Genomic DNA, 24,993 nt, shown 5'->3' on the forward strand with positions numbered 1-24,993 from the left:
AGTCGTTCACTCGTACCCGCGCTTCGCGTAGCGGGCCGGCAGCGAGGCAGAGACGGCCGAAGCCGCTACGCCGACCTACTCCTGGATCAGCACGTCGGAATGGGTGAGTACAAAGATCATGTACGCGACTGCCGCAACCGTCCCTGTGGTGATGTTTCGAGGCGGAACGGCTCGGATACCCCGGCCGGGGCGGAGTCGGGGTCCGGGCGTCAAGGCGTCGGCTTCGGGATCGAGGCGTCGCTGCCGGCCCAGAGGTAGATGCGGGTTGTGCCGGGCTGGAACTCGTGCGCGTGGATCTTCGCGCACAGCCGGAGGGCTCCGCTTTCGGGCGTCTTCGCCTCGCGAGGGCAGACACTGGTGATGCGCATGCCCTCGGCGAAGGTCTCGGGCTCGGGCAGGCCGAGATGGCCGAAACCGTCACTGCGGGTGTAGCCCGGCTCTTCCGGGTGCCGATTGCGGGCCATCTGGGCGCCCTCGCGCAGAAGCGGCTGCAGGAAGCGGTCCGCCTCCGCAGTCGTCACGGTGAAGGCCAGCAGTGCGGCGTCGTACTGCACGTTGGAGTGGAGCCCCGCCCGCCGGTCGGTGGCCGCCTCCGGCACCTGCACACCGAGCACGCCCGCCGTCCACTCGGGCGTGGCGTTCTCCTCCCAGCAGCACTTCCGTCTCTCGGCCTCGGCCGGCTGTCGCATTTCGTAGACGACTGTCACCAGCATCCCGAGGACGCCGAGAACGCACAGGACCGAGAAAACCCACGCACCGATGGCGAGGCGTCGCTGCCAGGGCTTCCGCCTCCCCGCACCGGGCGGAGCCGCAGAACGGTTCATCACGCAAATCGGACGTGATCACACTAACAACCTGCGTGCGAGCGGCTGTTCGGCGAAACAGATCCAGGTGCGGCTTCCCCGGCGTTCGCGGGTGGCTACGGGCGTCCGCTCCGGGATTCGCCTCGGGAGGACCGGTTCCGGTGGTCCGTACGAGGGAGGTGGGGCGGGGTCTGTGGGATTCGGGGGGTGGGTAGGTGCGGGGTGCGTGCGTACGTTGGGGGTGAGGTTGCATGGCGCCGCTGGCCAGGTGCCGTGTGGCGGGCTCTGACGATCGAGAAGGGGCGGCGCGGATGCGTGAGCTGGTGGAGACGGCGCGGCAGTGGGTGGCCGAGGGGCGGGCCGGGTATCTGGCCCGGCCCGTGACCGAGCAGGGGTTCGGGCCGCGGGATCCGGCCGGGGCCGTGCTCATCGATACGCGGGGGGAGTGTGTCGGCACGCTCTACCGCGGAGTCTTCGACGCCGAGCTCGCCGCCGAGGTCGCGGCCCTGCCGGCCGGGGTCACGGCGCGGGTGTGCGAGGTGTCCGTGCGGGCGGCCGAGGCCGTGGCCGCGAGGCTGACCTGCGGCGGGCAGGCCGAGGTGCTGCTGCAGCCGCTCTCGGCGATCCCGGCCCAGTGGTGGGAACTGCTCGGCGACGGGGTCGGGGTGGCGTTGGTGACCCGGCTGAACGAAGCCGCGGACCAGGCCGCCAGTGAGGTCGTACGGGCCACGGACGCGCCCGGTGACGATGCCGGGCGGCGGGCGGGCGAGCTGCTGGCGACCCGGCGGGCCGGACGGGACGCGCTGTACGCGGAGTCGGGGCTGGTGCTGGTCGAGGCGTTCCCGTCGGCCCCGTACGTGGTCATCGGTGGCGGCGGCGAGCTCGCCGAGATCATCGAGCGGCAGGCGCTGCTGCTGGGCTGGGAGGTCGTGCTGGTCACCGGCCCGGAGGAGGCCGGCAAGGTGCTGGAGGCGCGCCGGGACGCCGCGTGCCTGGTCATGCTGAGCCACGAGGAGTCGTTCGACGTGCCGACGCTGCAGGTGGCCCTGACCCAGGGGGTGCCGTACGTCGGCGCGCTGGGCTCCCGCAAGACCACGGCCCGGCGGCGGGAGGGACTGCTCGCGGCCGGGGTCACCGAGGCCCGGCTGGCGCGGGTGCACGGCCCGATCGGCCTTGACCTCGGCGCCCGCACCCCGGCGGAGACCGCGCTGGCGATCTGCGCCGAGATCCTGGGGGCGCTCGGGGAGCGCAAGGCCGCCGGCGCCCTGCGGGATGCCGACGGCCCCATCAACTCCTAGCGGCCGGGCGGGCTTTCACTTCCCCAGGGCCCGCTTGAGCTGCGTCTTGTTCATGTCCGAGCGGCCGTGGACGTTGCGGCGCCGGGCCTCGGCGTAGAGCTGTTCGTACGTGGGGCCCTGCGCGCCCGAGTGGGAGTGCAGGCCCCCGCGCCGCGACGAGGAGATGTCCTCTACGGATTCCTTGCTCGCGGTCCGGGATTCGCCGGCCCGGGCGCGTTCCTTGTTCACCGTCCGGGCGGCGATCTCCTGCGCCTTCCTCTCGGGCTCGCCGCGCCGCTCCAGGCCTTCCTTGATGTGCTCGTACTGCCGTTCGCGCTTCGGGGAAGATCCGCGGGGCATGGCCGGCCTCCTTCTCGTTCGCTGGGTACGCACACCGGGCGGGTACCCCGGATGGCCCAAGGCATCCTGGGCATAGCGAAGCATTTCGGACCTGAGTGCGGGAAACTGGTCGCTATGGACACGACTCTGAGCGTGGACGCGACCCTCGCCGACATCGCATGGTTCCTGGTCGTCGGCATCCTCGTCGCCGGCTTCCTGCTGGGCGGCTTCCTGCTGGGCAAGAAGGTACGGGCCAAGGAGCCACCCCCGCCCACCCCCGAGAGTCAGCCGCACCTGCCCGAGGGCGGCGCGGTCTACGAGGTCCGCGAGGAGCGGGACCAGGTGGAGATCCCGGAGGGCGGTCTGCGGCCGCACGAGATGCAGGGCTACGGGAACTTCGGCTCCACCACCTCCAGCCATCCGGACGACGTCCGGGCGGAGCGGGAGTCCGGCTACAAGCTGCCGGAGGGGCCGGGACCGCATCCACAGCCGGGGGCTCCGCCGGACGCAGGGCGTGGCGCGCACGCCTGACCCGCCGTCGGCGTCACGCCCTCCGACCCGCGCCTCCCGCGCGGGTCGGAGGTCCGTCACAGGTCCGTCAGAGGTCTGTCAGAGGTCTGTCCGCAGCCGCAGCACCTCCGGCGGCGGGTGCCGGGTCGAGGTGTACCGGACCTCCGCCGTGAGCGGTGGGTCGAGCGCCCGGAACGAGACCTCCCCGAGCCCGATCGCCGTGACCGTGGCCAGGGCCGGCGAGGCCGCCCCGCGGGCGGCCACCTCGGCCGCCACCTCCGAACGCAGCGCCGCGCCGAGCGGGCTCGACACCAGCGGGGTCTCGTCCCCGACCGGCAGGACGAGCACCAGGGCGAGCGGGCGGCGCGGGGTGCCTGTGTAGCCGACCACCGCCGCGTCCCGGACGTCGGTGTGTCGCAGCTTCTGCCAGCCGCGCCGCCCGGCCGGGTAGGCCTGGTCCAGCCGCTTCACGACGAGGCCCTCGATCCCGCTGGCCGGCAGGGTCTCGTACCAGGTGGCGGCCAGTTCCGGATCGGTCGTCATCGGCACCGGCTGCAGCGGCGGCCCCAGCGGCAGCAGCAGGTCGACGAGGAGGGCCCGGCGGCGCTCGTACGGGCGTGCGCGCAGGTCCAGCCCGGCCAGTTCCAGCACGTCGAAGGCGGCGTACGAGGCCGGCAGTCGCTGCGCGAGTACGGCGGCCCGTGCGGCGGTGGCCGCCGCCCGCCGCTGCACCAGGGCGAAGTCCGTACGCCCCGCGTGCCAGACCACCACCTCGCCGTCGAGGACCGTGTCGGCGGGCAGCAGCAGCGCGGCCGCGGCCAGGTCGGGGAAGGCGCTGGTCACGATCCGGCCGGAGCGCGCCTGGAGCGCCACGTCGGTCGCCGAGCGCAGCACGACGAGCCGGTGGCCGTCGAACTTCGGCTCGTACGCCAGTCCCGCCCCGCGCGGCAGGGTACGTACGGCTGCGGCCAGCGCGACGCGGATCACGGCCGGGCCCCCGGCAGCGGTCGGGCCCGCGCGGGGTCGGTGAGCGGGCCGAAGAGGTCCCCGTCGCGGGCGAGCCTCGGGGCGATGTCGTCGGCGAGGAAGACGAGCCCGGGGGCGGTCCGGCAGGCCTCGACCTCCGCCCAGGACACGGGCGCGGACACGGTGGGCCGGGCCCGCGCCCGCAGGGTGTAGGGGGCCGCGGTGGTCTTGGCGGCGGCGTTCTGGCTGTGGTCGACGAAGACCTTGCCGGGGCGCAGCGCCTTGGCCATGCGGTGGACGACCAGGTCGGGGAGCTCGCGCTCGGCCTCCTGGGCGAGCTGCTTGGCGTACGCGGACACCCGCTCGGACGGGGTCGGCTCCAACGGCACGGCCAGGTGCATGCCCTTGGAGCCGGAGGTCTTGGCGTAGGCGTGCAGGCCGTCGGCGGCGAGCCGCTCGCGCAGCCAGAGCGCGGCGGCGCAGCACTCGACGACGGTGGCGGGCGGGCCGGGGTCGAGGTCGAGGACCATCCGGTCGGCGAGGGCGGGGTGGCCGGCGGTCCACTGGGGGGTGTGGAACTCCACGACGAGGTTGGCGGACCACATGAGGGTGGGCATGTCGGCGACGACCACCTGGGCGGCGGAGAGGTCCTCGGAGCGCGGCACGGGGGTGGTCCTCACCCAGTCGGGTGTGCCGGGCGGCGGATTCTTGGTGAAGAAGAGCTGCCCGTCCGGTCCGTCGGGGTAGCGCAGGAAGGACACCGGCCGGTCGTGGATGTGGGCGAGCAGCGGGCCCGCGACGGTGGCGTAGTAGTGCAGCACCTCGCCCTTGGTGAAGCCGGTCTCCGGGTAGAGGACCTTGTCGAGATTGCTGAGCGCGATGCGACGGCCCTCCACCAATGTGATCGGCGTCATACGATGAGACTGCCACGAAACAGGAGGAACCGTGCGATCCATATGGAACGGGGCGATCTCCTTCGGCCTGGTCAGCATCCCGATCAAGCTCGTGAACGCCACCGAGAGCCACTCGATCTCCTTCCGCCAGATCCATGTGAGTGACGGCGGTTCTCTGGGGGTCATGGCTGTCGCGCGCTGATCTGGGCCATGTCAGGGCAGCTCAGAGCCGATCGAGTGACCGTGTCGGTGTGCAACAGGTGTGGCGCGGGAGTGGAGCCGGGTTCAGGCGGAGGCCCGCTTGGTGGTCTTCTTTGCAGCGGTCTTCTTCGTAGTGGCCTTGGCCGTGCTCTTCGTGGCGGCAGTGCTCTTCTTCCCGCCCGCTTCCTTCAGTGTCGCGGCGGCCTTTTTCGCCGCGGAGCCCGTTGCTTTCCTGGCCGGGGCCGCTTTCTTCGCCGGAGCCTTCTTCGCGGTCTTGCGGACAGGCAGGGTCCGGACCTCGGCGTCCGCCTCGTCGGCAGCACCGCGCCCCCCGCGCGACTCTTTGGCCGCGCGAACGCTGCTCTCCAGGGCGGCCATGAGGTCGATGACCTTGCCGCCCGTCGGGGCGGCTTCCTCTTCGCGCGGCAGCTCGACACCCTGAAGCCTGGCTTCGATCACCTGCTGGAGAGCTTCCTGATACTCGTCGTGGAGCGTGGACAGGTCGAAGTCCTGGGACAGCATGTCCATGAGGGACCTGGCCATCTGCAGTTCCTGGGGCCGGATCGTGACCTCGCCCTCCGGCGCGACGCCGGCGGCAGGCCGGACCTCGTCGGGCCAGAGACAGGTCTGCAGCACGAGCGTGTCCTCGTGCACTCGGAGCACGGCGAGTGACTCTCTCGACCGGATGGCGATCTTTGTGACGGCGATCTGCCCGGCCTCGGTCAGAGCCTGCTTGAGCAGGGCATAGGGCTTGGCAGCCGCACGGTCGGAGGTGCCGACGTAGTAGGCCTTGGAGAACATCAGCGGATCAATGGTCTCGGCGTCGACGAAAGCCAGCACGTCGATGAGCTTCTTGCTGGGGAGGGGGAGGTCGGCGAGGTCTTCGTCGGACAGCATGATCATGCTGCCGTCCGGGGCCTCATAGCCCTTGGTGATCTCTTGGTACGGGATCTCGACGTCCTCGACTTCGCATACGCGCCGCAGCCGCACCCTGGAGCCGTCTTTCTCGTGCACCTGGCGAAGCGGGATGTCGTGCTCCTCCGTGGCCGTGAAAAGCTGGACTGGGATCGTGACCAGCCCAAACGATATGGCCCCCTTCCAGGTCGCTCTCATACCGGCGCTCCTTCCCTGGGACCCTCAGGCTAAGGCGAGGTCAGACGCCGCGACACTCGGCGACGACCACCTGTCCGGCCGGTCGGGCGAGGCGACGACGCAGCCCACCAGAAGCTGGAGCCTGGTGGCCAGACGGGTTGGTCTCAGCGCCAGTCGTCGATCACATAGGCGTCGGGGTGGCTGTAACCGGGCTCGTTGGGCCGGTGCATCGTGACGCCCTGCAACCCAGTGCGGAAACCACGGTCGATCATGCGCCGATAGGCATCCGGGCGGCCCAGGTTCATCCCGGCGTCCAGCTGACTCAGCCCGCGCTCGGCCGCCAGTTGCTCACATGCGTCGAGCAGTCGCTCGAAGCGGTCGGCGGCCTCCGGGCCAGGGCGTACGGTGCCGAATTTGACGAAGCACACGTCCTCGCCAGCCTCCGATCCGGCTCCGCAGTGGCAGACGGCCAGGCCATCGAGCTCGGAGCCGCCGCCCTGGAGCAGGATGGTGTCACCGAGTCCCTGCGCGTGCACGGCGACGATTTCGCGTTCCAGGTCCAGGCCCTCGTACACGGCCCCGGTCAGTGCGCGACAGGCACTGAGGCAGGCGGGCTGCTCAGCGGCAGGCAGCTCGCTGTACATCACCCGGCTGGGGACCGCGGAGCTGCCCGCGACTTGCTTCTTCATGATGGCCGTGAGGAAACGGGGCCAGAAACCGTACCTGCGGTAGAGCTCAAGGTGCTTCGGACTGTGCGAGAAGGTGAACAGGCCCAGGTGGCGGTTTCCCCAGGTGTCGAAGCAGTCCATGACCGGATCCATGAGGCGCTTGCCGACGCCCTGGTCCCACAAGTCCGGACGCACGGTCAGCGGTCCGAAGTACCCGACGCTGCCCCAGTTGGCGGCGAAGTTCGATCCGGCGAGTTCACCCTCGATCGTCGCTGCGAAGGCCGCGTGCGGATCGGCCGCCCAGCGTGTGCGGACGTAATCGGCGGTCCCGAAGAACGTCTTCGGCTCGGGGATACCGAGAAACGTCCCGAAGGCGACCCGGAAGATCTCATCGGCCCGATCCAGGTCCGCCTCGACCAACGGGCGGACGGACACCGGGCCCGCGACGGTCTTCCGCTCCGCTGCCGGTGAGGTCATCGTTCTCTCCTTCTCGGAGTCCCCGTTTCATCACACCACGCGCAGCACCGCATGGCGAAGCGAACGGTCCGCCGACACCGAGGCCGGTGACCAGGTCCGATTGCCTTGCCTCCCCGCCGGTGAGCGCAGGACGCCGACACCGATCACCCGGGTCGGTTCAGTGCTCGGGTAAGTTCGCGATTGGCTGCCCGTGCTGCTTGCAGGTCTTCCGTTCGTTCGTCGAGCTGACCCTGCAGATCGACTACTTGCTGCTGGAGAGTGGTGATCTGTCGTTGCAACTGGTCGATGTCGACGGAGGCCCCGAGGCCCGAGTCACGCCAGACCTGTTCTCCCAATGACTCGGAGAGCCTGCGTTCCAGCTGCCGAACCCTGAGGGTCAGCCGGGAATTGCGTTCCAGCGCGTTCGCCAGGTCCGCCTGCAAGGACGCCCGGGTGACTGCCGCGGCCTCTGAAGACGGCGAAGGGGCTGCGGCCGCGGAATGGATTCGTTCCAGCAGATCGCGATGGCGATAGAAGAAGGACCGGTCGACCCTGGCCGCTCGCGCGATCGCTGAGACGGATACCTCCTCGCCCGAGCCGACGGCTGCGGCAATCGCTTTGAGGACCCGCTCACGACGCCGGGCGGTCTCCTCGGAGCGGCCCTCGCTCATGCTGGTCACGCGGGCCTCGCAGCACGCAGGTCGGGGAGGGGCTGACGGACGCGTGGCATGCCCAGCATGACGCTTTGACGGCCGCGGCGGGCAACAGTGATGGCTTCTTCGATCTCGGCCCGCTGGGTGACATCGAGATCATCCAGGCCGTCCTTGACGCGCTTGATCAGCCGCCGTACTCGGCTGATCTCCTCGTCTGAGGGCATGGCCTCGGCCTTGGCCCAGTCGTCGGCATCCAGGGCTGCCGCCAGGCGTTCGCGATTCCGGAGGAGGTCGGCAAGGTATACCTCCAGGTCAGGCAAGTAGGAGACATCGGTACGGAAATGCCCGCAGCCCACACAGCGGAATCTGACCGGGCAGTCGTTTCCGCCCGCCGCAACGTTGGAGGGCTCGGTGCAGACGCCGTAGGGGACGGCGACCTCACCGACGGCCCGGCGAGCATGTTCGGAGTCCAGGAGGGCCTTGGCCTGGCGCCAGACGCGCTTCCCATGGCGGTCGAACTGCATGGTGGAGACACGGTCCACGGCCTCGCGCCGTCGCTTCCCCGTCACTCGGTAATACCCCTGCGTCGTATTCAGGGTCCGGTGGTCCATGAGGACACGCAGGACATCGACAGGGACACCGGCATCCGCGTGTCGTTGGCAGTATGTGTGCCGGTAAGCGTAGAGGAAGATCTTCGACTTATCGAAGGGCTGCATCCTGGTGACCAGAACGCCATCCACCTCGACCTGGGCAGGAGCAGAGAAGTCGGGAAGAGACTGCACCCACTCTTTGTGGCGACTGGAAAGCCAGCTGGATGTGATCGGCTTACGCCCGTGGGGATTGGCACGTTGCGTCGGCAGGAGTGCGAGTTCGCGCGTGGGAGTGGAAGGGAACTCAGATCTCGTGCGCTGCTGTTGCTCCATGACGACATGTGCGGTTGCCGGCGAGATCGGCAATCGACGGCCGCTCCGCCGGGACTTGTAGTTGTCGTAGATCAGCACGTACTGGCCGTCGGAGTCCTGCTTCAGGCAGTCCCAGCGGAGGTGGCAGATTTCGTGAGGTCGGCGACCAGTGTCGATCAACAGCTCGACCGCAACCCGGTTCTCGATCCCATGGCGCCCGAATTCGCCAAACGTGGGCAGCAGATCACAGATCCGCTGCATCACCTGCAACGGTAGGTCCTTCCCCGCTTCGGAGTCTTCTGGATCATCCGGAATGTCCTCGGGAAGCAGGGAAAAGTCGTCGGGCAACCCATGGAGAGGCCTCCCTGAGCGGACCATTCCGAGCGATTTCATTCTGCCGAGATGGTTGACCAGGTACCGACAGATCCTCACACGCTGCTTCGCAGAGATCGCCTCGCTCTGTTGCAGGTAGGCGAGGCGGTTGAGGAAGGCCGCCACGTCAAGGCGACCAACAGCCTCGATATCGTCGCCTCCGTCGGTGCGCTGGATCGCGAGGCTCTCGGAGAGAGCAGCGAACGCGTTGACGACATCTTGGACCGTGGAGATGACGTTGCCACGACGTTGGGGCAGCGTGAAGAAAGCCCACTCTTTCACGGCGTTTCGCAGCCAGGGCTGACGGATCGACGTGAAGTTCAATCGGCCGGCGTGGCCGAACACGGCTCCCTCCCATACGTCCTTGAACTGCTCACTCTCGGGTGTTCGTCCAGCGCGACGAACCAGCGTGACCAGGCTGCTGCAGGTGATCGACCTGATGGCGGCGTTGGAGAAGAGCGTGCGGGCCGCGAAGGCTTCCCGGGGGGAGGCGGGGGGCGCCGGCGAGGCGGAGGCGGAGGTCACGCCGATTCGGCGGAAGGCGGGTGCGGCTGCGGGTGCGGCTGCGCCGAAGGCGGTCGGCGGGAAGAAGTCGACTGCGGCTTCGGCCAAGAAGACGGCGGCTTCGGCCGCGACGAAGAAGAAGACGACCACCGGCAAGTCGGCGGCCGGCAAGTCGGCTTCGGGCGCGGCGGCGGCCAAGAGTACGGCCAAGACCGCAGCAGCGAAGAAGACCGGTGCGGCGGCGAAGAAGGCCGCGACGCCGCGGAAGCGGACCTCCGCCTGAGCCGTGGCGGGGCCTGCGGCGCTCTCCCCTACCCGCCCCTTCCCGAAACCGGGGCTCCGCCCCAGACCCCGCGCCTCAATCGCCGGCGAGGCTGGAGTACGCGGCGGAGGGGCAGGGGGTGGGGCGCCTCAGGCATCGGCGGGGCTGAGGTGTGCGGCGGAGGGGCAGGGGTGTGCCGCCGGGGCTCGATCGTGCAGCGCGGGGTGAGCGCCCGCCTCAGGCGTCGGCGGGGCTGGGGTGTGCGCGGGTGGGGCCGAGCCAGGTGGTGGTGTCACGGGCGCGGGCGAAGAGGGTTTCGACGTCCGGGGGTTTCAGTGTCGTGGGGGATGCCGCGAGGTTCGGGGTCGCCGTCGGGGGCTGGAGGATGCGGATGTCGCGGACCGTGGGGGCCGTCTCGACCCGCGAGGCGTCGACCAGCGCCAGCGCCGGGGTGACCTTGGCGGCCAGGGCCGCCGCGGCGAAGGCCGCCGCGCGGCGGATCCAGCGGGGATCCGGGCGGGGTTCCGTGCGGCCCACCGTGAGCAGGAGGTCGCCGATCACCGCGCGCTGGCGTCGGCCCGGGATCGTACGCACGCAGAAGATCCCCGCCGGGCCGATGAGCAGGTGGTCGATGCGGCCCAACCCCGGGAGCGGGACGCAGTGCAGGGTCCGCCAGCCCTCGGATTCCAGGGCGTCGAAGGCGTCCCCCATCCGCTGTTGCGCGGTCAGGTCCTGGCGCAGCCGGTGCCGTGCTCTGGTGCCCGCCGGGCCGTGTTCCAGTTCGCCCAGCAGGGTCTCCCCCGGGCGGTTCGGGGCCAGGTCCGCGTCCGGCGGTAGCGCGAGACGTCGCAGGTCGGAGGCCGTGGGAACCGGCGGCGGGCCGATCGAGACCGTCCCGCTCAGGTAGGGGCGGAGCACCGCCAGGATCGCCTCGCGGTGGTCGTCCGCGAGGACGCTGATCCGGTTGGCCTGCCGGTCGTACCAGGCCACCGCCTGCCCGTCGGGCAGATTGACGTACAGTCGGCCGCGGCCGGGCCGGCCGCTCGGCAGTACCTTGAGTCCGCGCATCGCCCTCACCCCCGCCGTCCATGGGAGCAGCCGGGGCGCCGCAGGGCAATCCCTCGGATGTGTAACGACTCCGACGGAACCTTGCGACTCCGCTGTTACACGAACGGGGCGCTGCCGCAACGGCCTGGCCCTAGGTTTGACCCACCTGGATGGCCCAGGCCCTGACCGGCACCGAAGGACTTCCCCGTGAGCACCGTCAGCCGCCGCACTCTCGTTCGCGCCGCCGCCGTGACCGCATGCGCCGGAAGTCTGCTGGCACTGCCCACCGCCGCCGCCCTGGCCGAGGGGGTGCCCGCGGCCTCGTCCGCGCACTCCGCGGCCCCGCAGTCGATCCTCGTCAAGAGCCTCTCGCTCGCGGACGGGGTCTCCACGGCGAAGGTCTACCGCAGGGCCGACGGCGCCTACCAGGCCGAGATACTGGCGGCCGACGGCACCAAGGCGGCCACCCTGACCAGCCGTGACGGGGTCACCGCCTTCGGCGGCTCCGGCGACCTGCACGCGGCGCTGGACTCCTCCGGGCGGCTGACCTCCTGGGTGGGTGGCGTCCCGGCCCAGGGCGGCGACCACACCGTGGCGGGCGACGGGCACAAGACCGGGACCCGCAACGAGGCGCGCGGCGGACAGGTCGTCCCAGCCTCCGTTCCGCGGAAGACGGCCGCCGGGGACACCCGCGTCGTCACCGACGGTTCCGGCGGTGGGCGTCGGCTGGGTACGCTGGCGGACGGTCCGGGCGACGGTGTGCTGCTGCTCGCCGCCGCCGGCGGGATCGCGGCCGTCGGCGCCGCCGGGCTGGGCTTCGCGATGCTCCGCCGAGGGCGCACGGACAGCTGAGACCGCAGGGTAAAACGGATGTACCTCCGCATATGGTTGACGTGGTCGACGTGAGCGACCGTCGGCGTATCGCGGGCAGAAGGGCACAGGAGCTGTGAACAGGTTGCGCTTGCGCGTGTCCGCGCGCTCGCTGCTCCCCCTCCTCGCACTGGTCCCGCTGCTGGCGGGCTGCGGGGACACCGGCGGGCTGGTGAGCGCCGGTTCCACGCCGACCGCGAGCGGGCCCGTACATCTGTGGCCCGACCGCCGCGGGGCGTCCGTACCGCCCGCCGATCCGGGCGGGGCCCCGCCCGAGTACGTCAAGGGGATCCCGCCGGTCCGCGACCAGGACGTGCACGCCGTCGACCCGGTGGCCCTCGTCCAGGCCGAGCTGCGCGCCCATCCGGACACCGAGGTCGGCGCGGACGGGATGCCGTCCCGGACGGCGGCCGCGATCCGGGAGTGCGCGAAGGCCGAGGACGAGGACGAACAGGAGCCGGAGGCGTGCCCGGTGCTGAAGCCGTACTACCGGGACCTCACGGGCAACGGCAAGGACGAGCTGATCGTCGGCATCGAGTTCCCGGACAAGATGATGTCCGTACGGGTGTACACGGCCGACCCGGACGGGCGGCTCAACCGGATCATGGCGACCACGGAGACCGTCATCACGGTGGAACTGGCCGGGCGTGACGTGATCCTCCGGGTGCCCAGCGGCAACCACGGCTACGAGCTGGTCACCGCCTGGTCCTGGGACGAGAAGCAGCTCACCATGCTGCCGACGCGCGAGCAGATCGTACGGGTGCCCGGCAATCCGCAGGCCCCCGGGAGCCGGGAACCCGCTCCCGTGCCGGGCCGGCCGTGACACACGTGCGGCTGCCCGCCTGGACGGCCACGCTGACCTGGAAGTCGGCGTGCTTCATCGTGGTGATGTGCTGCTCGCTGGCGGCCGTGCTGGGCGCCCTCGTGCACGTGGAGGTGACCCGGCAGACGGTGGCCACGGCGCGGGAGAAGGCACTCGGCAGACTGCTGGAGGTCTCGCGCGCGTACGAGGCGGGCGAGCCCCTTCCGCGCGGTTCCTGGCTGGATCCCGTCGGGCTGCCGCCCGAGCTGCGGACGCTCGCGGTCAGCGGGCGCCGGGGCACTCTGGTGGCGGACCACCGGGGCCGCCCGACCATGTGGGCGGCGGGCCCGGCGGACGGCCGTGCCCTCGCGACCACCGTCGACTACGGGCAGAGCGCCCGCACGATCAGCGGGCTGGACAACGCGATCATCGGGTCCTCGCTGCTGGCGATCGGCGGCACGCTGCTGGTGGGCGCCTTCGCGGTGACCCGGGTGACCCGGCGGCTGCACCTGACGGCGGCCGTGGCCCGGCGGATCACCCAGGGCGACCTCGACGCGCGGGTGGACGACCCGCGGACGAGGACCCCCTCGCGGCACCAGGACGAGGTGGCGACGGTGGCCGCGGCGCTGGACACCATGGCGGGGAGCCTGCAGTCGAAGCTGGAGAGCGAGCGGCGGTTCACGGCGGACGTGGCGCACGAGCTGCGCACCCCGCTGACGGGCCTGCAGGCGGCGTCGGAGCTGCTGCCGGAGGGGCGGCCGACGGAGCTGGTGCGCGAGCGGGTACGGACGATGCGGCAGCTGACGGAGGACCTGCTGGAGATCTCCCGGCTGGACTCGGGCAGCGAGGTGGTGGAGAGCGACCTGCACCAGCTGGGGCGGCTGGTACGCCGGGTGGTGCGGGCGTCCGGGACGGACTCGGAGGTGGTGGTCGTCCGGGACGCGCACGTGGAGACGGACCGGCGGAGGCTGGAGCGGGTGCTCGGGAACCTGGTGGCCAACGCCCACAAGCACGGGCGGCCGCCGGTGGTGCTGACGGTGGACGGGCCGGTGGTGACCGTACGGGACCACGGGGACGGCTTCCCCGAGTACCTGGCGGCGCACGGCCCGCAGCGCTTCCGCAGCGGGGGCGGCAAGGGGCACGGGCTGGGGCTGACCATCGCCGTGGGGCAGGCGGGAGTGATCGGGGCGCGGCTGGAGTTCCGCGCGGCGGAGGACGGCGACGGCGGCGGCCTGGCGGTCCTCAGCCTCCCGGGCCACTAGCCGGTCTCCTGGCCGGAGCCCCGCCCCGGCGCGCGCCCGGTGCCGGCCGGAGCCCCGCCCCGGCGTGCCCGGCGCCGGCCGGAGCCCGACCCAACGCTCGCGGCCCCGCCCCGGCGGGCTCAGGGGCGCGGGGTCTTCGTCCAGGGCCAGCGGATCTTGGGCTTGGTGCCCGAGGGGCGGAAGTCGTACTTCCAGCCCTTCTGCAGGCCGAGCCGCTTGGAGTACCCCGCCGGGACGCGTTCGTACAGCAGTACCGTCGGCGGGCCGCCCTCCGGTGCCGGGACGGGGATCTCGTACCACTTCGGGGGGTGTCCGGTCGGGCCGAGGAGGACGGGGAGGACCCGGCCGTCCATCGGGCCGCCCTCGAACGGGGTCGGTTGGCTTGTCACCCCACCAGTGTCACAGCAGGTGGGCGGCCTCGGACACCACGGGGATCACGCGGCGGGCCAGGACCCCGACCGGGCCGTCCGCCGATTCCAGGGCGAGGGCGGCCCGGGCGGCCGCGGCCGTTTCCGGGTCCGTGGCGGCGGTGGCCGTCAGCAGGGCGATGAACTGGTCCAGCAGCCAGTCCCGGAGGCGCTCGACCTCGGGCTGCTTGCCCTCGTCGATCCATATGAGGGAGGCCGCCTCGACGGCCGTGATCCACGTACGGACCATCATGCGCAGCCGGGGGCCGGGGGCCGGGACGCCCAGGTGGAAGAGGATCTGCTCGGCGGCGGCCCGCCGGATGCCGTCGACCGTCGCCGTCGTGCGCGAGGTCTCCACGACGCTGCCGCCCTGGAGGAGGGCGGCGAAGCCGGCGTCGTGTTCGTCGACGAAGGCGAGGTAGCGGTCCAGGGCCCGGGACAGGCGCCGGGTCAGGGGCCCCTCCTGGGGTTCGGCGAAGCACAGTTCGAGGAGGTCGGCGGCCGAGCGGAGGGCCGCCTCGTAGAGCTGCTGCTTGCCGCCCGGGAAGTAGCGGTAGACGAGCGGGCGGGACACCCCGGCGGCCTCGGCAACGTCGTCGAGCGAGACCTCTTCCGGTGCCCGGTGCGCGAACAGCGAGAGGGCGGCGTCGAGGAGTTGGGCTCGCCGCTCCTCGACGCTCAGCCTGCGGTACGCGCGTACGGTCATGTCCGCAGGGTAGCCCCGCGGGCGCCGGACGAGTGGGTGTCCTGTGGATCAGGCCCGATCAGCGGGCGGGCGGGCGGACCGGCGGCGCACCCTCGCCCTCCCCCTACGCCAGCAGCCCCGAGCTCTGCCAGAGCCTGCGGCCGACCCCGCGCAGCACACCGATGTCGTCGAGGAAGTCGGTGAGCCGCTTCGCACCGCTCTGCATGACCTCGCGGCGGTGGCCGCTCGCCTTCACCTGGGCGACGGCCTCGCGGCGGTCCAGGCCGATGTTGTCGTAGACGGCCGGGTTGACGAAGGCCAGCGAGAAGACGCGGGCGGCCTCGCCGCAGCTGATCCGGGTGAGTTCCTGCTCCCAGCGCGGGGCCGTCAGCATCTGGCGGCGCAGTTCCTCCCGGGCGTACCGGACGTGCCGGGCCTCCTCGATGACGTGGATCCGGGTGACGCCGCGGACCAGCGGCTGGACGCGCTCGTCGGGGAAGGTCAGGCGCTGCATCCAGTCGAGGATCTCCTCGCCGAGGAGGGTGCAGGCGAAGGAGCCGGGGGTGGTGGAGACGGTCTTCAGGATCCGCGCGAGGTTGTGGTTGAGGCGGGAGACCGGGTATTCGGGGGCTCCGGCCTTCTGGATCATGCGGGCGAACATCATCGAGTGGCGGCACTCGTCGGCGATCTCGGTGAGCGCGTAGCGGACGTGCTTGCTGGTCAGCGACTTGTCATAGATGTGCCGGACCATGAGCTGCATGAGGATGATCTCGAACCAGATGCCGAGCGAGCCGAGCGCCGCTGCCTCGTGGCGGGAGAGGTCGATGCGCTGCTCCTCCCCCATCTTCTTCCACAGCGGGGTGCCGTAGAGGGAGAGCAGTTCCGGCGGCCAGTAGTACTTGCCCTCGATCGCCGGGGCGTCCCAGTCGAGTTCCTTGTCGGGGTCGAAGGAGTGCTTGGCCGAGGATTCGAGCAGTCGCTCGGCTATCTGCTCGCGGTCCTTGAGCAGGCCGAGGGCGTCCTGGAGCGCGGCTCGTTCGGTCACGGTCGTCATGGGTTCGGACACCTCGTCGTCGAGTTACCGGCGGTCAGTTCTTATGAGACTGCCTGTCAGCAAGGTCGTCAATCCCTCGCGCACGACTTGTTGACCCCGTGTCTACCAACGTGTGACGCTGCCAACTGTCCGGTCCCACAAGGCAGTACGTGAGACGAGGGGGCGTCAGTGTCGACGCACGAGCTCTACACGGAAAACCCGGGCGAGCCGGTCTGGCAGGTTCCCGCCGCCGGCTCCGCCCGCTTCAGCTGGGAGTACGCCGACGGCCGCGAGCGGCTCCTGGCGCTCTACCAGAAGGGCAAGGACAAGCAGTGGGACGGCGGCAAGCGCATCGACTGGGACATCGAGGTGGACCCGTTCGATCCGCTGGGCACCCCCGAAGAGGCCCTGCCGCTGTACGGGACGCGGCACTGGGCCAAGCTCACCGCGAAGGACAAGGGCGAACTGCGCCGGCACTACGCCTCCTGGAACTTCAGCCAGTTCCTGCACGGCGAGCAGGGCGCGATGGTGTGCGCGGCGCGCATCGTGGAGTCGGTGCCGGACCTGGACGCGAAGTTCTACTCCGCCACGCAGACCATGGACGAGGCCCGGCACGCCGAGATCTTCGGGCGCTTCCTGCACGAGAAGGTCGGGATGCTGTACCCGATCAACGACAGCCTCCAGGGGCTGCTGGGCGACACCCTGCGCGACTCCCGCTGGGACATGCCGTACCTGGGCATGCAGGTGCTCATCGAGGGACTGGCGCTGGCCGCCTTCGGCCTGATCCGCGACACGACCACCAAGCCGCTGCCGAAGCAGCTCCTGGCGTACGTGATGCAGGACGAGGCCCGGCACGTGGCCTTCGGGCGGATGGCGCTGCGCGACTACTACAAGCAGCTCACCGACGCCGAACTGCGCGAGCGCGAGGAGTTCGTGATCGAGGGCTGCTACCTGATGCGGGACCGGCTGCTCGGGGTGGAGGTGCTGGAGAACTTCGGGATCGCGGCCAAGGAGGCGACGCTGATCAGTGAGCAGTCGGAGTTCCTGCACCTGTTCCGCAAGCTGCTGTTCAGCAGGATCGTGCCGTGCGTGAAGGACATCGGGCTGTGGGGCGAACGCCTGCAGCGGGCCTACCTGGACCTCGGCGTCTTCGACATGGGCGACTCCAACCTGGACCTGCTGATGAGCCAGGACGAGGAGATAGCCGAGGCCCTCGACCGCGAGCGGTTCGCGGCCGAGGAGTCGGCACGGGTCACGGAGGTCGAGGCCGCCATCGCCGACGGGGCGGATGCCCCTTAGCCGGTGTCCGGGCGGTCGGGTCCGGCCGGCCGGGGCGGGCCGGGTGGGGCGGGCCGGGTGTCAGCCGGCGGCCAGCGCCGCCTCCATCACCGCCCGCGCGATCGGCGCCGCCGCGCCGTTGCCGCTGATGTCGCCCCGGTCCGCCGACGCGTCCTCGACCACCACCGCGACCGCCACCTGCGGCAGCGCCGCGCCCTCGGCCCTGGCCCTGGCCCAGGAGATGAACCAGGCGTACGGGGTCCCCGCGTTGCCGACCCCGTGCTGTGCGGTGCCCGTCTTGCCGCCGACCACCGCGCCCGGGATCGCGGCGTTGCGGCCCGTCCCGTTCTCCACCACCTTGACCATCAGCTCCTGCAGCCGGACGGCGGTGGCCGGGTTCATCGCCCGGCCCAGGCTGCGCTGGTCACCGCGCCGGACCTGGGAACCGTCGTCCTGGGTCGTCCGTTCCACCAGGTAGGGGTACTTGAGCTCGCCGCCGTTCGCAACGGCCGCGGCCACCATCGCCATCTGCAGCGGTGTCGCCGTCGTGTTGAACTGCCCGATCGAGGAAAGGGCCAGCTGGTCCTGGCTCATGTCGGTGTCGAAGTTCGACCGGGACACCCACGAGGGCACCCGCAGCCCCTCGCCGTTGAAGCCGAAGCGCCGCGCCGCCTCCACCATCCCGCGCAGCCCGACCCGCACCCCGATCTTCGCCATCACCGTGTTGCAGGACCACTGCACCGCGTCCGCCATCGAGGCGTCCTCGCAGCCGGCGCCCGCGTTCGGCAGCAGGGTGCTGGTCCCGGGCAGCGGGTAGGGGTCGGGGGTCCGGGTCGGCGCGTCCACATCGGTGACCACGCCCGCGTCGAGGGCGGCCGCAGCCGTCACGATCTTGAAGGTGGAGCCGGGCGGGTACGTCTCGCGCAGCGCCCGGTTGAGCATCGGCCGGGCGGGGTCCGCGTTCAGGGCGGACCAGGCCTCCTTGACCCTCGTACCCGTACCGGAGAGCACGGAGGGGTCGTACGAGGGGCTGCTGACCAGGGCGAGGATCCTCCCGGTGGCCGGCTCGACGGCGGCCACCGCGCCGCGCTTGCCCGCGAGCCCGGCGTACGCGGCGAGCTGCATTCCGGAGCGGACGGTGGTGGCGGCGTTCCCGCCGGCGGGGCGGCCGCGGGCCAGTTCGTACCAGAGCGGGAAGGCCGAGAGGCCCGGGTCGGTGCCCGACAGGATCGCGTCCTCGGCGCGCTCGACGAAGCTGGTCCCGTAGGTCTGGGAGGAGAAGCCGGTGACGGGCGCGTACAGCGGGCCGTTCCGGTACGTCCGCTCGTAGCGCAGTAGCTGGCCGCTGTCGCGGGAGCCGGTGACGGGGTGCCCGTCGACCAGGATGTCCCCCCGGGGTTCGGCGTAGCGCTCGATGGCGGGGCGTTTGTTGGCCGGGTTCGCGCCGTAGGCGGCGGACTCCCAGACCTGCACACGGGCGATGTTGACCAGCAGGGCGACCAGCAGGAGGGCGCAGAAGTACGCGCACCAGCGGATGTAGCGGATCACTCGTCCGGCTCCTTCGCGGGGCGGGGTCTGCGGGCGCTGTCGCTGAGCCGGACCAGCAGGGCGACGATGATCCAGTTGGTGACGACGGAGGAGCCGCCCTGTGCGAGGAAGGGCATGGCCATGCCGGTGAGCGGGATCAGGCCGCTGACACCGCCCGCGATGACGAACACCTGGAGCGCGACGATCGAGGCGAGCCCGGTGGCGAGCAGCCGCCCGAAGGGGTCGCGCAGGGCGAGCCCGGCGCGGAAGCCGCGGGCGACGAGGAGCCCGTAGAGGAGCAGGATCGCGGCGAGGCCGACGAGACCGAGCTCCTCGCCGGCGGTGGCGAGGATGAAGTCCGACTTGGCGGCGAAGCCGATGAGGAAGGACTGGCCGTGGCCGAGGCCGGCACCGAGGAGGCCGCCGGCGCCGAAGGCGAAGAGGGACTGGGCGAGCTGGCCGGGGCCCTCGCCGCGCTCGATGGAGGCTAAGGGATTCAGCCAGTCGTCCACCCGGCTGTGCACGTGCGGTTCGAAGGTCCCGACGGCGTACGCGCCGAGGGCGGCGAGCAGCAGTCCGATCGCGATCCAGCCGATCCGCCCGGTGGCGGTGAACAGCATGATCACGAACAGTCCGAAGAACAGCAGCGAGGTCCCCAGATCCCGCTCCAGGACCAGCACACCGACGCTGAGCAGCCAGATCGCGAGGATCGGGCCGAGGACCCGGCCGGGGAGGAGCCGGAGCTTCCAGAAGAGCCGGCGGCCGGTGAGGGCGAGCGCGGTGCGGTTCGCGGCGAGGTAGGCGGCGAAGAAGACCGCGAGCAGGATCTTGGCGAACTCCCCCGGCTGGAAGGAGAGCCCGGCGAACCGGATCCAGATGTGCGCGCCGTTGACCGCCGGGAAGAAGACGGGGATCAGCATCAGGACCAGGGCCACCGCGACGGAGAGATACGCGTAGCGCTGGAGCACCCGGTGGTCGCCGAGCAGCGCGACGACCAGCACGAAGAGCGCCACGCCCAGCGCGGACCACAGGAGCTGGTCCCCGGCGGTGAGGTGCCCGGGGGTGGTGACGTCGAGGCGCTGGATGAGGACGAGGCCGAGGCCGTTGAGGAGGACGGCGATGGGGAGCAGAAGGGGATCGGCGTACGGGGCCCGCAGGCGGACGGCGAGGTGCGCGAGCAGGGCGGCGACGCACAGACCGGTGGCGTAGCGGGCGGCGGGGCCGGGGATGTGGCCGGTGGTCGCGAGGCCGACGTACAGGTGACCGAGGACGGAGATCAGGACTGCCCCGGCGAGGAGCGTCAGCTCGACGCCGCGCCGCTTGGGGGCGCCGTCGCCGGGAGGCGGGGGCGGGGCGGGCTCCGTCACCTTTGCCGTCAGAGCGGTCATGCACCGAAACGTAGCAAGCAGGCGGATGATATGTCCGCTTATGCCGTAGTGTGCCGAAGAGTCGTCACAAACGGTCGGAAGTATCGAAAGTGAGGAGCCGAGGCGCATGGGACCTGTGGAATTCATCGTCCTCGCCTTCCCGGAGGAGCAGCTGCGCGCCCCGGCGGTCGAGGCCGTGATGGGGCTGCGCAAGACCGGGGTGGTCCGGCTGATCGACGGGATCGTGGCGACGAGGACGGCGTCGGGAGAGGTCCTGGCGGCCGAGTTCGACGAGTTCGTGGAGCTGAACGGCCTGCTGACGGGCCGGGACGTGGCGCGGCTGATCGGGCCGGAGGACATCCAGGAGGCGGCGGGGCTGCTGGAACGCGGGAGCTGCGCGCTGCTGCTCGTCGTCGAACACCTGTGGGCCGAGGACGCGGCGATCGCCGTACGGGCCGCGGGCGGCCGGATCGTCGGCTCGGTCCGCATCCCGCCGGACCGGGTGCCGGCGGACCCGCGGGCGGGGGTGGCCTGATGTTCATCCGCCCGATGGGAGTAACGGTCCGCGCGGCGAACCGCCCGCCGGGGCACCCGCTGCTGCGGGGCCTGCTGGCGCGGGCGTCCGGAGCGACTGAGCCGACGGCGGGCTCGGTGAGGGCCGTGGAGCCGGCACCCACGGGCCCGGTGGGCCTGGTGGGACCGGCCGAACCGCCGCCCGGGGCGCCGCCGGAACCCCCGCAGCCGATCGAACCGGAGCCGGCGGCGGCCATCCCGCCGGACCACACCGAGGCCGCCGGGCCGACCCCCTCGGCCGGCCTGGTGGCGGAGCTCACCCAGCTGGCCGGCCTGGCCCGCGAGGGCCTGCTCACCCCCCAGGAGTTCACGACGGCCAAGGCCCGCCTGCTGCGCGGCTGAGGGAGGCGCGGTCCGGGTCTGGTCGGGCCGGGCCGGGCCGGGGCAGGGGCTTGTCGGGCAGGGGCTTGTCGGGCAGGGCAGGGCCGGCCGGGCCGGGGGTCAGCCCTCGGTGGGCGCCGCGAAGGCGACCCCGAACTGAGCCTCGTACTTGCGGCTTTGGGGGACGCGGTACGCGACCCCCTCACCCCGGAGAACCTCGCGGCCCAGCAGGAACGGGACATCGCGACCCGGCCCCGGCCGACGGTCCGGGAGCTCCGGGCCGACGGACTCTTCGAGGTGGACGAGCTGCGCGTACCGGGACGGGACGTCACGCTCGTGAGCGCCCGGCCCGCCGGAACCACCGGCCCGCTCCCCCTGCTGTACTACATGCACGGTGGCGGAATGGTCATGGGCAACGCCCCGTCCGTACTCCCCCAGCTGCTGCGGGAGTGGGCCCTCCCCCTCGGCCTGGCCGTCATGTCCGTCGAATACGGCCTGGCGCCCCGGGCGCAGTACCCCGAACCGGTCGAGGACTGCTACGCCGGCCTCGTCTGGGCGGCCGGCCACGCGGCCGAACTCGGCATCGACGCCGACCGCATCGTCATCGGCGGCAAGAGCGCGGGCGGCGGCCTCGCCGCGGCGCTCGCCCTGCTCACCCGCGACCGGGGCGGCCCCTCGCCGATCGGCCAGCTGCTCCTGTGCCCGATGCTCGCCGACCGCAACACCACCTTCTCCAGCCACCAGATGGCCGGCATCGACATCTGGGACCGCACGTCCAACACCACCGCGTGGCAGGCGCTCCTCGGCGACCGGTCCGGTGCCGCGGACCTGCCGCCCTACGCCGCTCCCGCCCGCGCCACGGACTTGTCCCGGCTCCCCCGGCCTACATCGACGTCGGTTCGGCCGAGACCTTCCGGGACGAGGACGTGGCCTACGCCGACGCGATCTGGCGTGCCGGCGGCCAGGCCGAACTGCACGTATGGCCGGGCGCCTTCCACGGCTTCGACAGCCTGGCCCCCGAGGCGGCCCTCAGCCAGGACGCGCGCAACGCCCGCACCCGCTGGCTTCGGCGCATCCTCACGTAGCCCGCGAACGGGGACGGATGCGGGGGCGGGTGCGGGTGCGGGGACACGTAGGTCACACGCATCCGTGTCCCTGGGGGCCGGGCGGTGGCTTGGGTGTACGGGAGCCTCTCGGCCGGGGTCGGGTGGTGGGGCCGGGGGCTTCGGAAAGCGGGAGCTGCCCGACCGGCATCAGAGTGGCGTATGGGGGTTTCCCATCAGTCCCATCGTCCCTCCGTGTCGGGCCGGTCCCTCAAGGGCGCTCCTTCGTCGCGTCACTGCGTGATGGCCTGCGGCCACCCTTGACCGACCGTCCCGCCCGACCTGCCCCGCCCCCCCCGGAGCCCCCACCCCGCCCCCAACCGGGTGAGGTCCGGCGACCGGCCGAATCCGTTGGGGGATTTGTCATACCGGGCGTGGCAGCATCGGCCGCCTCGGAGGTGATCCCATGTCACATCGGCTGTCCTATCGGCCGCTTCGCGCCGTCTGCATCGCCGCAGTGCTCGTCGTCGCCGGGCCGGCCCCGGGGGCCGGGGCCGAGCCGGGGCTTCCCGAGGGGGAGTCCGTCGGGGTGCTGCTCACCCGCCTGCAGGGCCTGTACCAGAAGGCCGAGGAGGCCACCGAAGCCTACAACGCCACCGACGTGGCCCTCCGGGCCGGCCAGGCCGAGGAGCGGCTGCGCGCCGCCGAACTCGGCAAGGCCCGTACGGCACTCGACTCCGAGAGGGCCATCGCCGGGCGGCTCGCCCGGGAGCAGTACCAGGGCGGCCAGGGGCTGTCCACGTACGCGCGGATGCTGCTCGCCGGGAACCCGCAGGCCGCCCTGGACCAGCGTCGGCTCGCCGCCCGCGAGGGCGCCCGGCGGGCGGGCGTACTGGCCCGGCTCGCCCGGGGCGAGAAGAAGGCCGACGCGGTCGCCGTACGGGCCCGCAAAGCCCTGGACACCCGGCAGACCCTGGCCGCGCAGCAGAAGATCCACAAGGACGAGGTCGCGGCGCAGCTCAAGGAGGTCGAGCGGGTACTCGCCGCCCTGACCCCGGACCAGCTCACCCGGCTCGGCGCGCAGGAGGCCGAGAACACCGCCTCCGCGCAGCGGGAGCTGGTCGATTCGGGCCGCCTCCCCACGCGTACGGGCACCCCCACGGCGGCCGGCGGCGCCGCCCTCACCTACGCGGCGGCCCAGATCGGCAAGCCGTACGTCTGGGGTGCCGAGGGGCCGGGGTCCTTCGACTGCTCCGGGCTGACCTCGCAGGCCTGGGCCCACGCCGGGCGCTCCATCCCGCGGACGAGTCAGGAGCAGTGGGCCCAGCTGCCGAAGGTGCCGCTGGACCAGCTGCGCCCCGGGGACCTGGTGGTCTACTTCCCCAAGGCCACCCATGTGGGCCTGTACGTCGGCGACGGCAAGGTGATCCAGGCGCCGCGGCCGGGGGCCATGGTCAAGGTCTCGCCGATCGCCGCGAACCCGCTGCTGGGGGCCGTCCGGCCGGACCCGGACGGCACCCCGCTGGCGGAGTTCACCCCGCCCGTGCTGCCCGAGGCGGCGGCGGGCGAGGCGGGGGACGATACCGGCTACTCCGCCGAGGAGGCTCCGGACGCCGGGGACGCCCCGGCGGACGAGGCGACCTCCGCCAGGTAGTCGGCGGTGTCCTCGGGGTCGTAGAAGTACGAGTCGAAGTCGGCCGGGTTGTCGAAGCCGTTGGCGAATCGATTCGCCACCGGCTGGAGCTGCCCGGCCGCGCCGATCAGGTTCAGTACGTGCTCCGGCGGGACGCCCAGCATCGCGTTCGTCCACTGGGTCACCGGCTTGCCCGTGGTGAACCAGTACTTGTCGAAGGTGGCCTTCATCCACGCCTCGTCGAACGGCTTGTCCCCGTGCATCAGGATCGACGACAGGTACGAGGCGGCGCACTTCGCGGCGGAGTTCGAGCCCTGCCCGGTGATCGGGTCGTTCGCGACGACCACGTCCGCGACGCCCAGCACCAGGCCGCCGCCCGGGAGGCGCCCGATCGGGTTGCGGACGACCGGCGCGTAGCGCCCGGCGAGCGTGGCGCCCGCGTCGGTCAGCTCCGCCTTCGTCGCCCGGGAGTACTCCCACGGCACGAACTTCTCCATCAGCCCCAGCGTGAGCGCCAGGTGCTCCGCCGGGTCCTTGACGCCGTTGAAGACGTCCAGCGGACCGCCCGGGATGCCCTCCCAGAACAGGATGTCCGCCCGGCCCGAGGTGGTCAGGGTGGGCATGACGAACAGCTCGCCGACGCCCGGGACCAGGTTGCAGCGGACCGCTTCCGTCTCCGGGTGCTCCGGGCGCGGGCCCAGGCCGTGCACGTAGGCGACGGCGAGCGCGCGCTGCGGGGCGTCGTACGGGGAACGCGCCGCGTCCCGCCCGAACATCGAGACCAGCTCGCCCTTGCCGGCGGCGACCAGCACCAGGTCGTACGTACGGGAGAAGAAGTCGAGGTCGGCGACCGAGGCGCCGTGGATGACCAGCTGCCCGCCCCGCTGCACGAAGGTGTCGAGCCAGCCGGCCATCTTCACGCGCTGGTCGACGGACTGCGCGTACCCCTTGAGCCGGCCGAGCCAGTCGATGGCGCGGCCGGCGTCGGGGGTGGCGACGGAGACGCCGAGGCCCTCGATCTTCGGGGCCTGCTGCTCCCAGAAGTTGATCTGGAGATCGCGCTCGTGCTGCAGGGCCGTGTCGAACATGCACTGCGTGGACATCACCCGCCCGGTGCGGATCTCGTCCGCCGTCCGGTTGGACATGAGGGTGACCTCGTACCCCTTCGACTGGAGTCCGAGGGCGAGCTGGAGACCGGACTGGCCGGCTCCCACGACAAGTATCTTGCGCATCTCTCACGCTCTCTG

Annotated in this window: 24 protein-coding genes and 2 pseudogenes; 11 read left to right on the top strand and 15 right to left on the bottom strand. The window is 71.7% G+C overall.

The genetic code is table 11. The annotated features are described in order from the left end of the window. Positions 1 to 209 precede the first annotated feature (209 nt). Complete coding sequence (locus ACFY04_RS10200) at positions 210 to 824, bottom strand: hypothetical protein (protein WP_389115512.1); 615 nt, start codon at positions 822 to 824, stop codon at positions 210 to 212. 290 nt (positions 825 to 1,114) lie between these two features. On the opposite strand from ACFY04_RS10200, the gene ACFY04_RS10205 reads away from it, so the two are divergent. After that, positions 1,115 to 2,101, top strand: a complete 987-nt coding sequence (locus ACFY04_RS10205; protein WP_389115515.1) for an XdhC family protein — start codon at positions 1,115 to 1,117, stop codon at positions 2,099 to 2,101. 15 nt (positions 2,102 to 2,116) lie between these two features. Here ACFY04_RS10205 and ACFY04_RS10210 read toward each other — a convergent pair whose 3' ends face one another. Next, complete coding sequence (locus ACFY04_RS10210; RefSeq protein ID WP_389115517.1) at positions 2,117 to 2,440, bottom strand: plasmid stabilization protein; 324 nt, start codon at positions 2,438 to 2,440, stop codon at positions 2,117 to 2,119. A gap of 114 nt (positions 2,441 to 2,554) precedes the next feature. Between ACFY04_RS10210 and ACFY04_RS10215 the strand changes: the two genes are divergently transcribed. Then, positions 2,555 to 2,950, top strand: coding sequence for a DUF6479 family protein (locus tag ACFY04_RS10215; RefSeq protein ID WP_389115518.1), 396 nt, complete (start codon positions 2,555 to 2,557; stop codon positions 2,948 to 2,950). 78 nt (positions 2,951 to 3,028) lie between these two features. On the opposite strand, the gene ACFY04_RS10220 is transcribed toward ACFY04_RS10215, so the two are convergent. Further along, complete coding sequence (locus tag ACFY04_RS10220) at positions 3,029 to 3,913, bottom strand: ATP-dependent DNA ligase (protein ID WP_389116017.1); 885 nt, start codon at positions 3,911 to 3,913, stop codon at positions 3,029 to 3,031. Next, the gene (ligD, locus tag ACFY04_RS10225; protein ID WP_389115519.1) at positions 3,913 to 4,809 is read right to left on the bottom strand and encodes a non-homologous end-joining DNA ligase; all 897 of its coding nucleotides are present in this window, start codon (positions 4,807 to 4,809) and stop codon (positions 3,913 to 3,915) included. Before ligD ends, ACFY04_RS10220 begins: the two co-directional genes overlap by 1 nt. Before the next feature lie 31 nt (positions 4,810 to 4,840). Here ligD and ACFY04_RS10230 point away from each other — a divergent pair. Next, positions 4,841 to 4,966: pseudogene (locus tag ACFY04_RS10230) on the top strand (Ku protein); the annotation flags it as partial. 107 nt (positions 4,967 to 5,073) lie between these two features. Here ACFY04_RS10230 and ACFY04_RS10235 read toward each other — a convergent pair. The 5 genes from ACFY04_RS10235 to ACFY04_RS10255 form a co-directional block, all read right to left on the bottom strand. Further along, positions 5,074 to 6,102, bottom strand: a complete 1,029-nt coding sequence (locus ACFY04_RS10235) for a Ku protein (RefSeq protein WP_389115520.1) — start codon at positions 6,100 to 6,102, stop codon at positions 5,074 to 5,076. A 143-nt stretch (positions 6,103 to 6,245) separates the two neighbouring features. Then, complete coding sequence (locus ACFY04_RS10240; protein WP_389115521.1) at positions 6,246 to 7,226, bottom strand: GNAT family N-acetyltransferase; 981 nt, start codon at positions 7,224 to 7,226, stop codon at positions 6,246 to 6,248. Positions 7,227 to 7,369: 143 nt separating this feature from the next. Continuing rightward, complete coding sequence (locus ACFY04_RS10245; protein WP_389116019.1) at positions 7,370 to 7,876, bottom strand: DUF6262 family protein; 507 nt, start codon at positions 7,874 to 7,876, stop codon at positions 7,370 to 7,372. A 5-nt stretch (positions 7,877 to 7,881) separates the two neighbouring features. Further along, entirely contained in the window at positions 7,882 to 9,846 is a 1,965-nt protein-coding gene (locus ACFY04_RS10250; RefSeq protein ID WP_389115522.1) for a tyrosine-type recombinase/integrase, read from the bottom strand. Positions 9,847 to 10,135: 289 nt separating this feature from the next. Then, positions 10,136 to 10,966: a nuclease-related domain-containing protein gene (locus ACFY04_RS10255; protein WP_389115524.1), complete on the bottom strand. Its 831-nt coding sequence runs from the start codon at positions 10,964 to 10,966 to the stop codon at positions 10,136 to 10,138. Between the two features lie 186 nt (positions 10,967 to 11,152). On the opposite strand from ACFY04_RS10255, the gene ACFY04_RS10260 reads away from it, so the two are divergent. The 3 genes from ACFY04_RS10260 to ACFY04_RS10270 all read left to right on the top strand — a co-directional run bounded on the left by ACFY04_RS10260 (position 11,153) and on the right by ACFY04_RS10270 (position 13,879). Next, a complete protein-coding gene (locus ACFY04_RS10260; RefSeq protein WP_389115525.1) occupies positions 11,153 to 11,797 on the top strand; it encodes a hypothetical protein in 645 nt (214 codons plus the stop codon). A 115-nt stretch (positions 11,798 to 11,912) separates the two neighbouring features. Next, on the top strand, positions 11,913 to 12,638 hold the full coding sequence (locus ACFY04_RS10265; RefSeq protein ID WP_389115526.1) for a hypothetical protein: 726 nt from the start codon (positions 11,913 to 11,915) through the stop codon (positions 12,636 to 12,638). Continuing rightward, positions 12,635 to 13,879, top strand: a complete 1,245-nt coding sequence (locus tag ACFY04_RS10270) for a histidine kinase dimerization/phospho-acceptor domain-containing protein (RefSeq protein WP_389115528.1) — start codon at positions 12,635 to 12,637, stop codon at positions 13,877 to 13,879. The genes ACFY04_RS10265 and ACFY04_RS10270 overlap by 4 nt, the downstream gene beginning before the upstream one ends. A gap of 119 nt (positions 13,880 to 13,998) precedes the next feature. Here ACFY04_RS10270 and ACFY04_RS10275 read toward each other — a convergent pair whose 3' ends face one another. From ACFY04_RS10275 to ACFY04_RS10285, 3 genes are all read right to left on the bottom strand, one after another. Beyond that, on the bottom strand, positions 13,999 to 14,268 hold the full coding sequence (locus ACFY04_RS10275; protein ID WP_389115529.1) for a hypothetical protein: 270 nt from the start codon (positions 14,266 to 14,268) through the stop codon (positions 13,999 to 14,001). A 10-nt stretch (positions 14,269 to 14,278) separates the two neighbouring features. Beyond that, positions 14,279 to 14,992 (bottom strand): TetR/AcrR family transcriptional regulator, encoded by a 714-nt coding sequence (locus ACFY04_RS10280; RefSeq protein WP_389115531.1) that lies wholly within the window; start codon positions 14,990 to 14,992, stop codon positions 14,279 to 14,281. Between the two features lie 103 nt (positions 14,993 to 15,095). Next, a complete protein-coding gene (locus ACFY04_RS10285; RefSeq protein WP_389115533.1) occupies positions 15,096 to 16,025 on the bottom strand; it encodes a diiron oxygenase in 930 nt (309 codons plus the stop codon). A 168-nt stretch (positions 16,026 to 16,193) separates the two neighbouring features. On the opposite strand from ACFY04_RS10285, the gene ACFY04_RS10290 reads away from it, so the two are divergent. Then, positions 16,194 to 17,303, top strand: a complete 1,110-nt coding sequence (locus tag ACFY04_RS10290) for a ferritin-like domain-containing protein (RefSeq protein WP_389115534.1) — start codon at positions 16,194 to 16,196, stop codon at positions 17,301 to 17,303. A 60-nt stretch (positions 17,304 to 17,363) separates the two neighbouring features. Here ACFY04_RS10290 and ACFY04_RS10295 read toward each other — a convergent pair whose 3' ends face one another. Continuing rightward, entirely contained in the window at positions 17,364 to 18,830 is a 1,467-nt protein-coding gene (locus ACFY04_RS10295) for a penicillin-binding transpeptidase domain-containing protein (protein WP_389115536.1), read from the bottom strand. Next, on the bottom strand, positions 18,827 to 20,197 hold the full coding sequence (locus ACFY04_RS10300) for an FtsW/RodA/SpoVE family cell cycle protein (RefSeq protein WP_389115537.1): 1,371 nt from the start codon (positions 20,195 to 20,197) through the stop codon (positions 18,827 to 18,829). Before ACFY04_RS10300 ends, ACFY04_RS10295 begins: the two co-directional genes overlap by 4 nt. Positions 20,198 to 20,303: 106 nt before the next feature. Between ACFY04_RS10300 and ACFY04_RS10305 the strand changes: the two genes are divergently transcribed. From ACFY04_RS10305 to ACFY04_RS10320, 4 genes and pseudogenes are all read left to right on the top strand, one after another. After that, positions 20,304 to 20,711: a DUF6325 family protein gene (locus ACFY04_RS10305; protein WP_189743182.1), complete on the top strand. Its 408-nt coding sequence runs from the start codon at positions 20,304 to 20,306 to the stop codon at positions 20,709 to 20,711. After that, positions 20,711 to 21,091: an SHOCT domain-containing protein gene (locus tag ACFY04_RS10310; RefSeq protein WP_389115539.1), complete on the top strand. Its 381-nt coding sequence runs from the start codon at positions 20,711 to 20,713 to the stop codon at positions 21,089 to 21,091. The genes ACFY04_RS10305 and ACFY04_RS10310 overlap by 1 nt, the downstream gene beginning before the upstream one ends. A 135-nt stretch (positions 21,092 to 21,226) precedes the next feature. Beyond that, positions 21,227 to 22,155, top strand: a pseudogene (locus ACFY04_RS10315) (alpha/beta hydrolase). 424 nt (positions 22,156 to 22,579) lie between these two features. Continuing rightward, positions 22,580 to 23,767 carry an NlpC/P60 family protein gene (locus ACFY04_RS10320; RefSeq protein WP_389115540.1) on the top strand — a complete coding sequence of 396 codons (1,188 nt, stop codon included), beginning with the start codon at positions 22,580 to 22,582 and terminating at the stop codon, positions 23,765 to 23,767. Here the strand turns inward: ACFY04_RS10320 and ACFY04_RS10325 are convergent. Then, positions 23,701 to 24,978 (bottom strand): styrene monooxygenase/indole monooxygenase family protein, encoded by a 1,278-nt coding sequence (locus ACFY04_RS10325; protein ID WP_389115542.1) that lies wholly within the window; start codon positions 24,976 to 24,978, stop codon positions 23,701 to 23,703. The genes ACFY04_RS10320 and ACFY04_RS10325 overlap by 67 nt on opposite strands. Positions 24,979 to 24,993 lie beyond the last annotated feature (15 nt).

It is taken from the genome of Streptomyces sp. NPDC001549, from assembly GCF_042894025.1.
Classification (GTDB): domain Bacteria; phylum Actinomycetota; class Actinomycetes; order Streptomycetales; family Streptomycetaceae; genus Streptomyces; species Streptomyces kutzneri.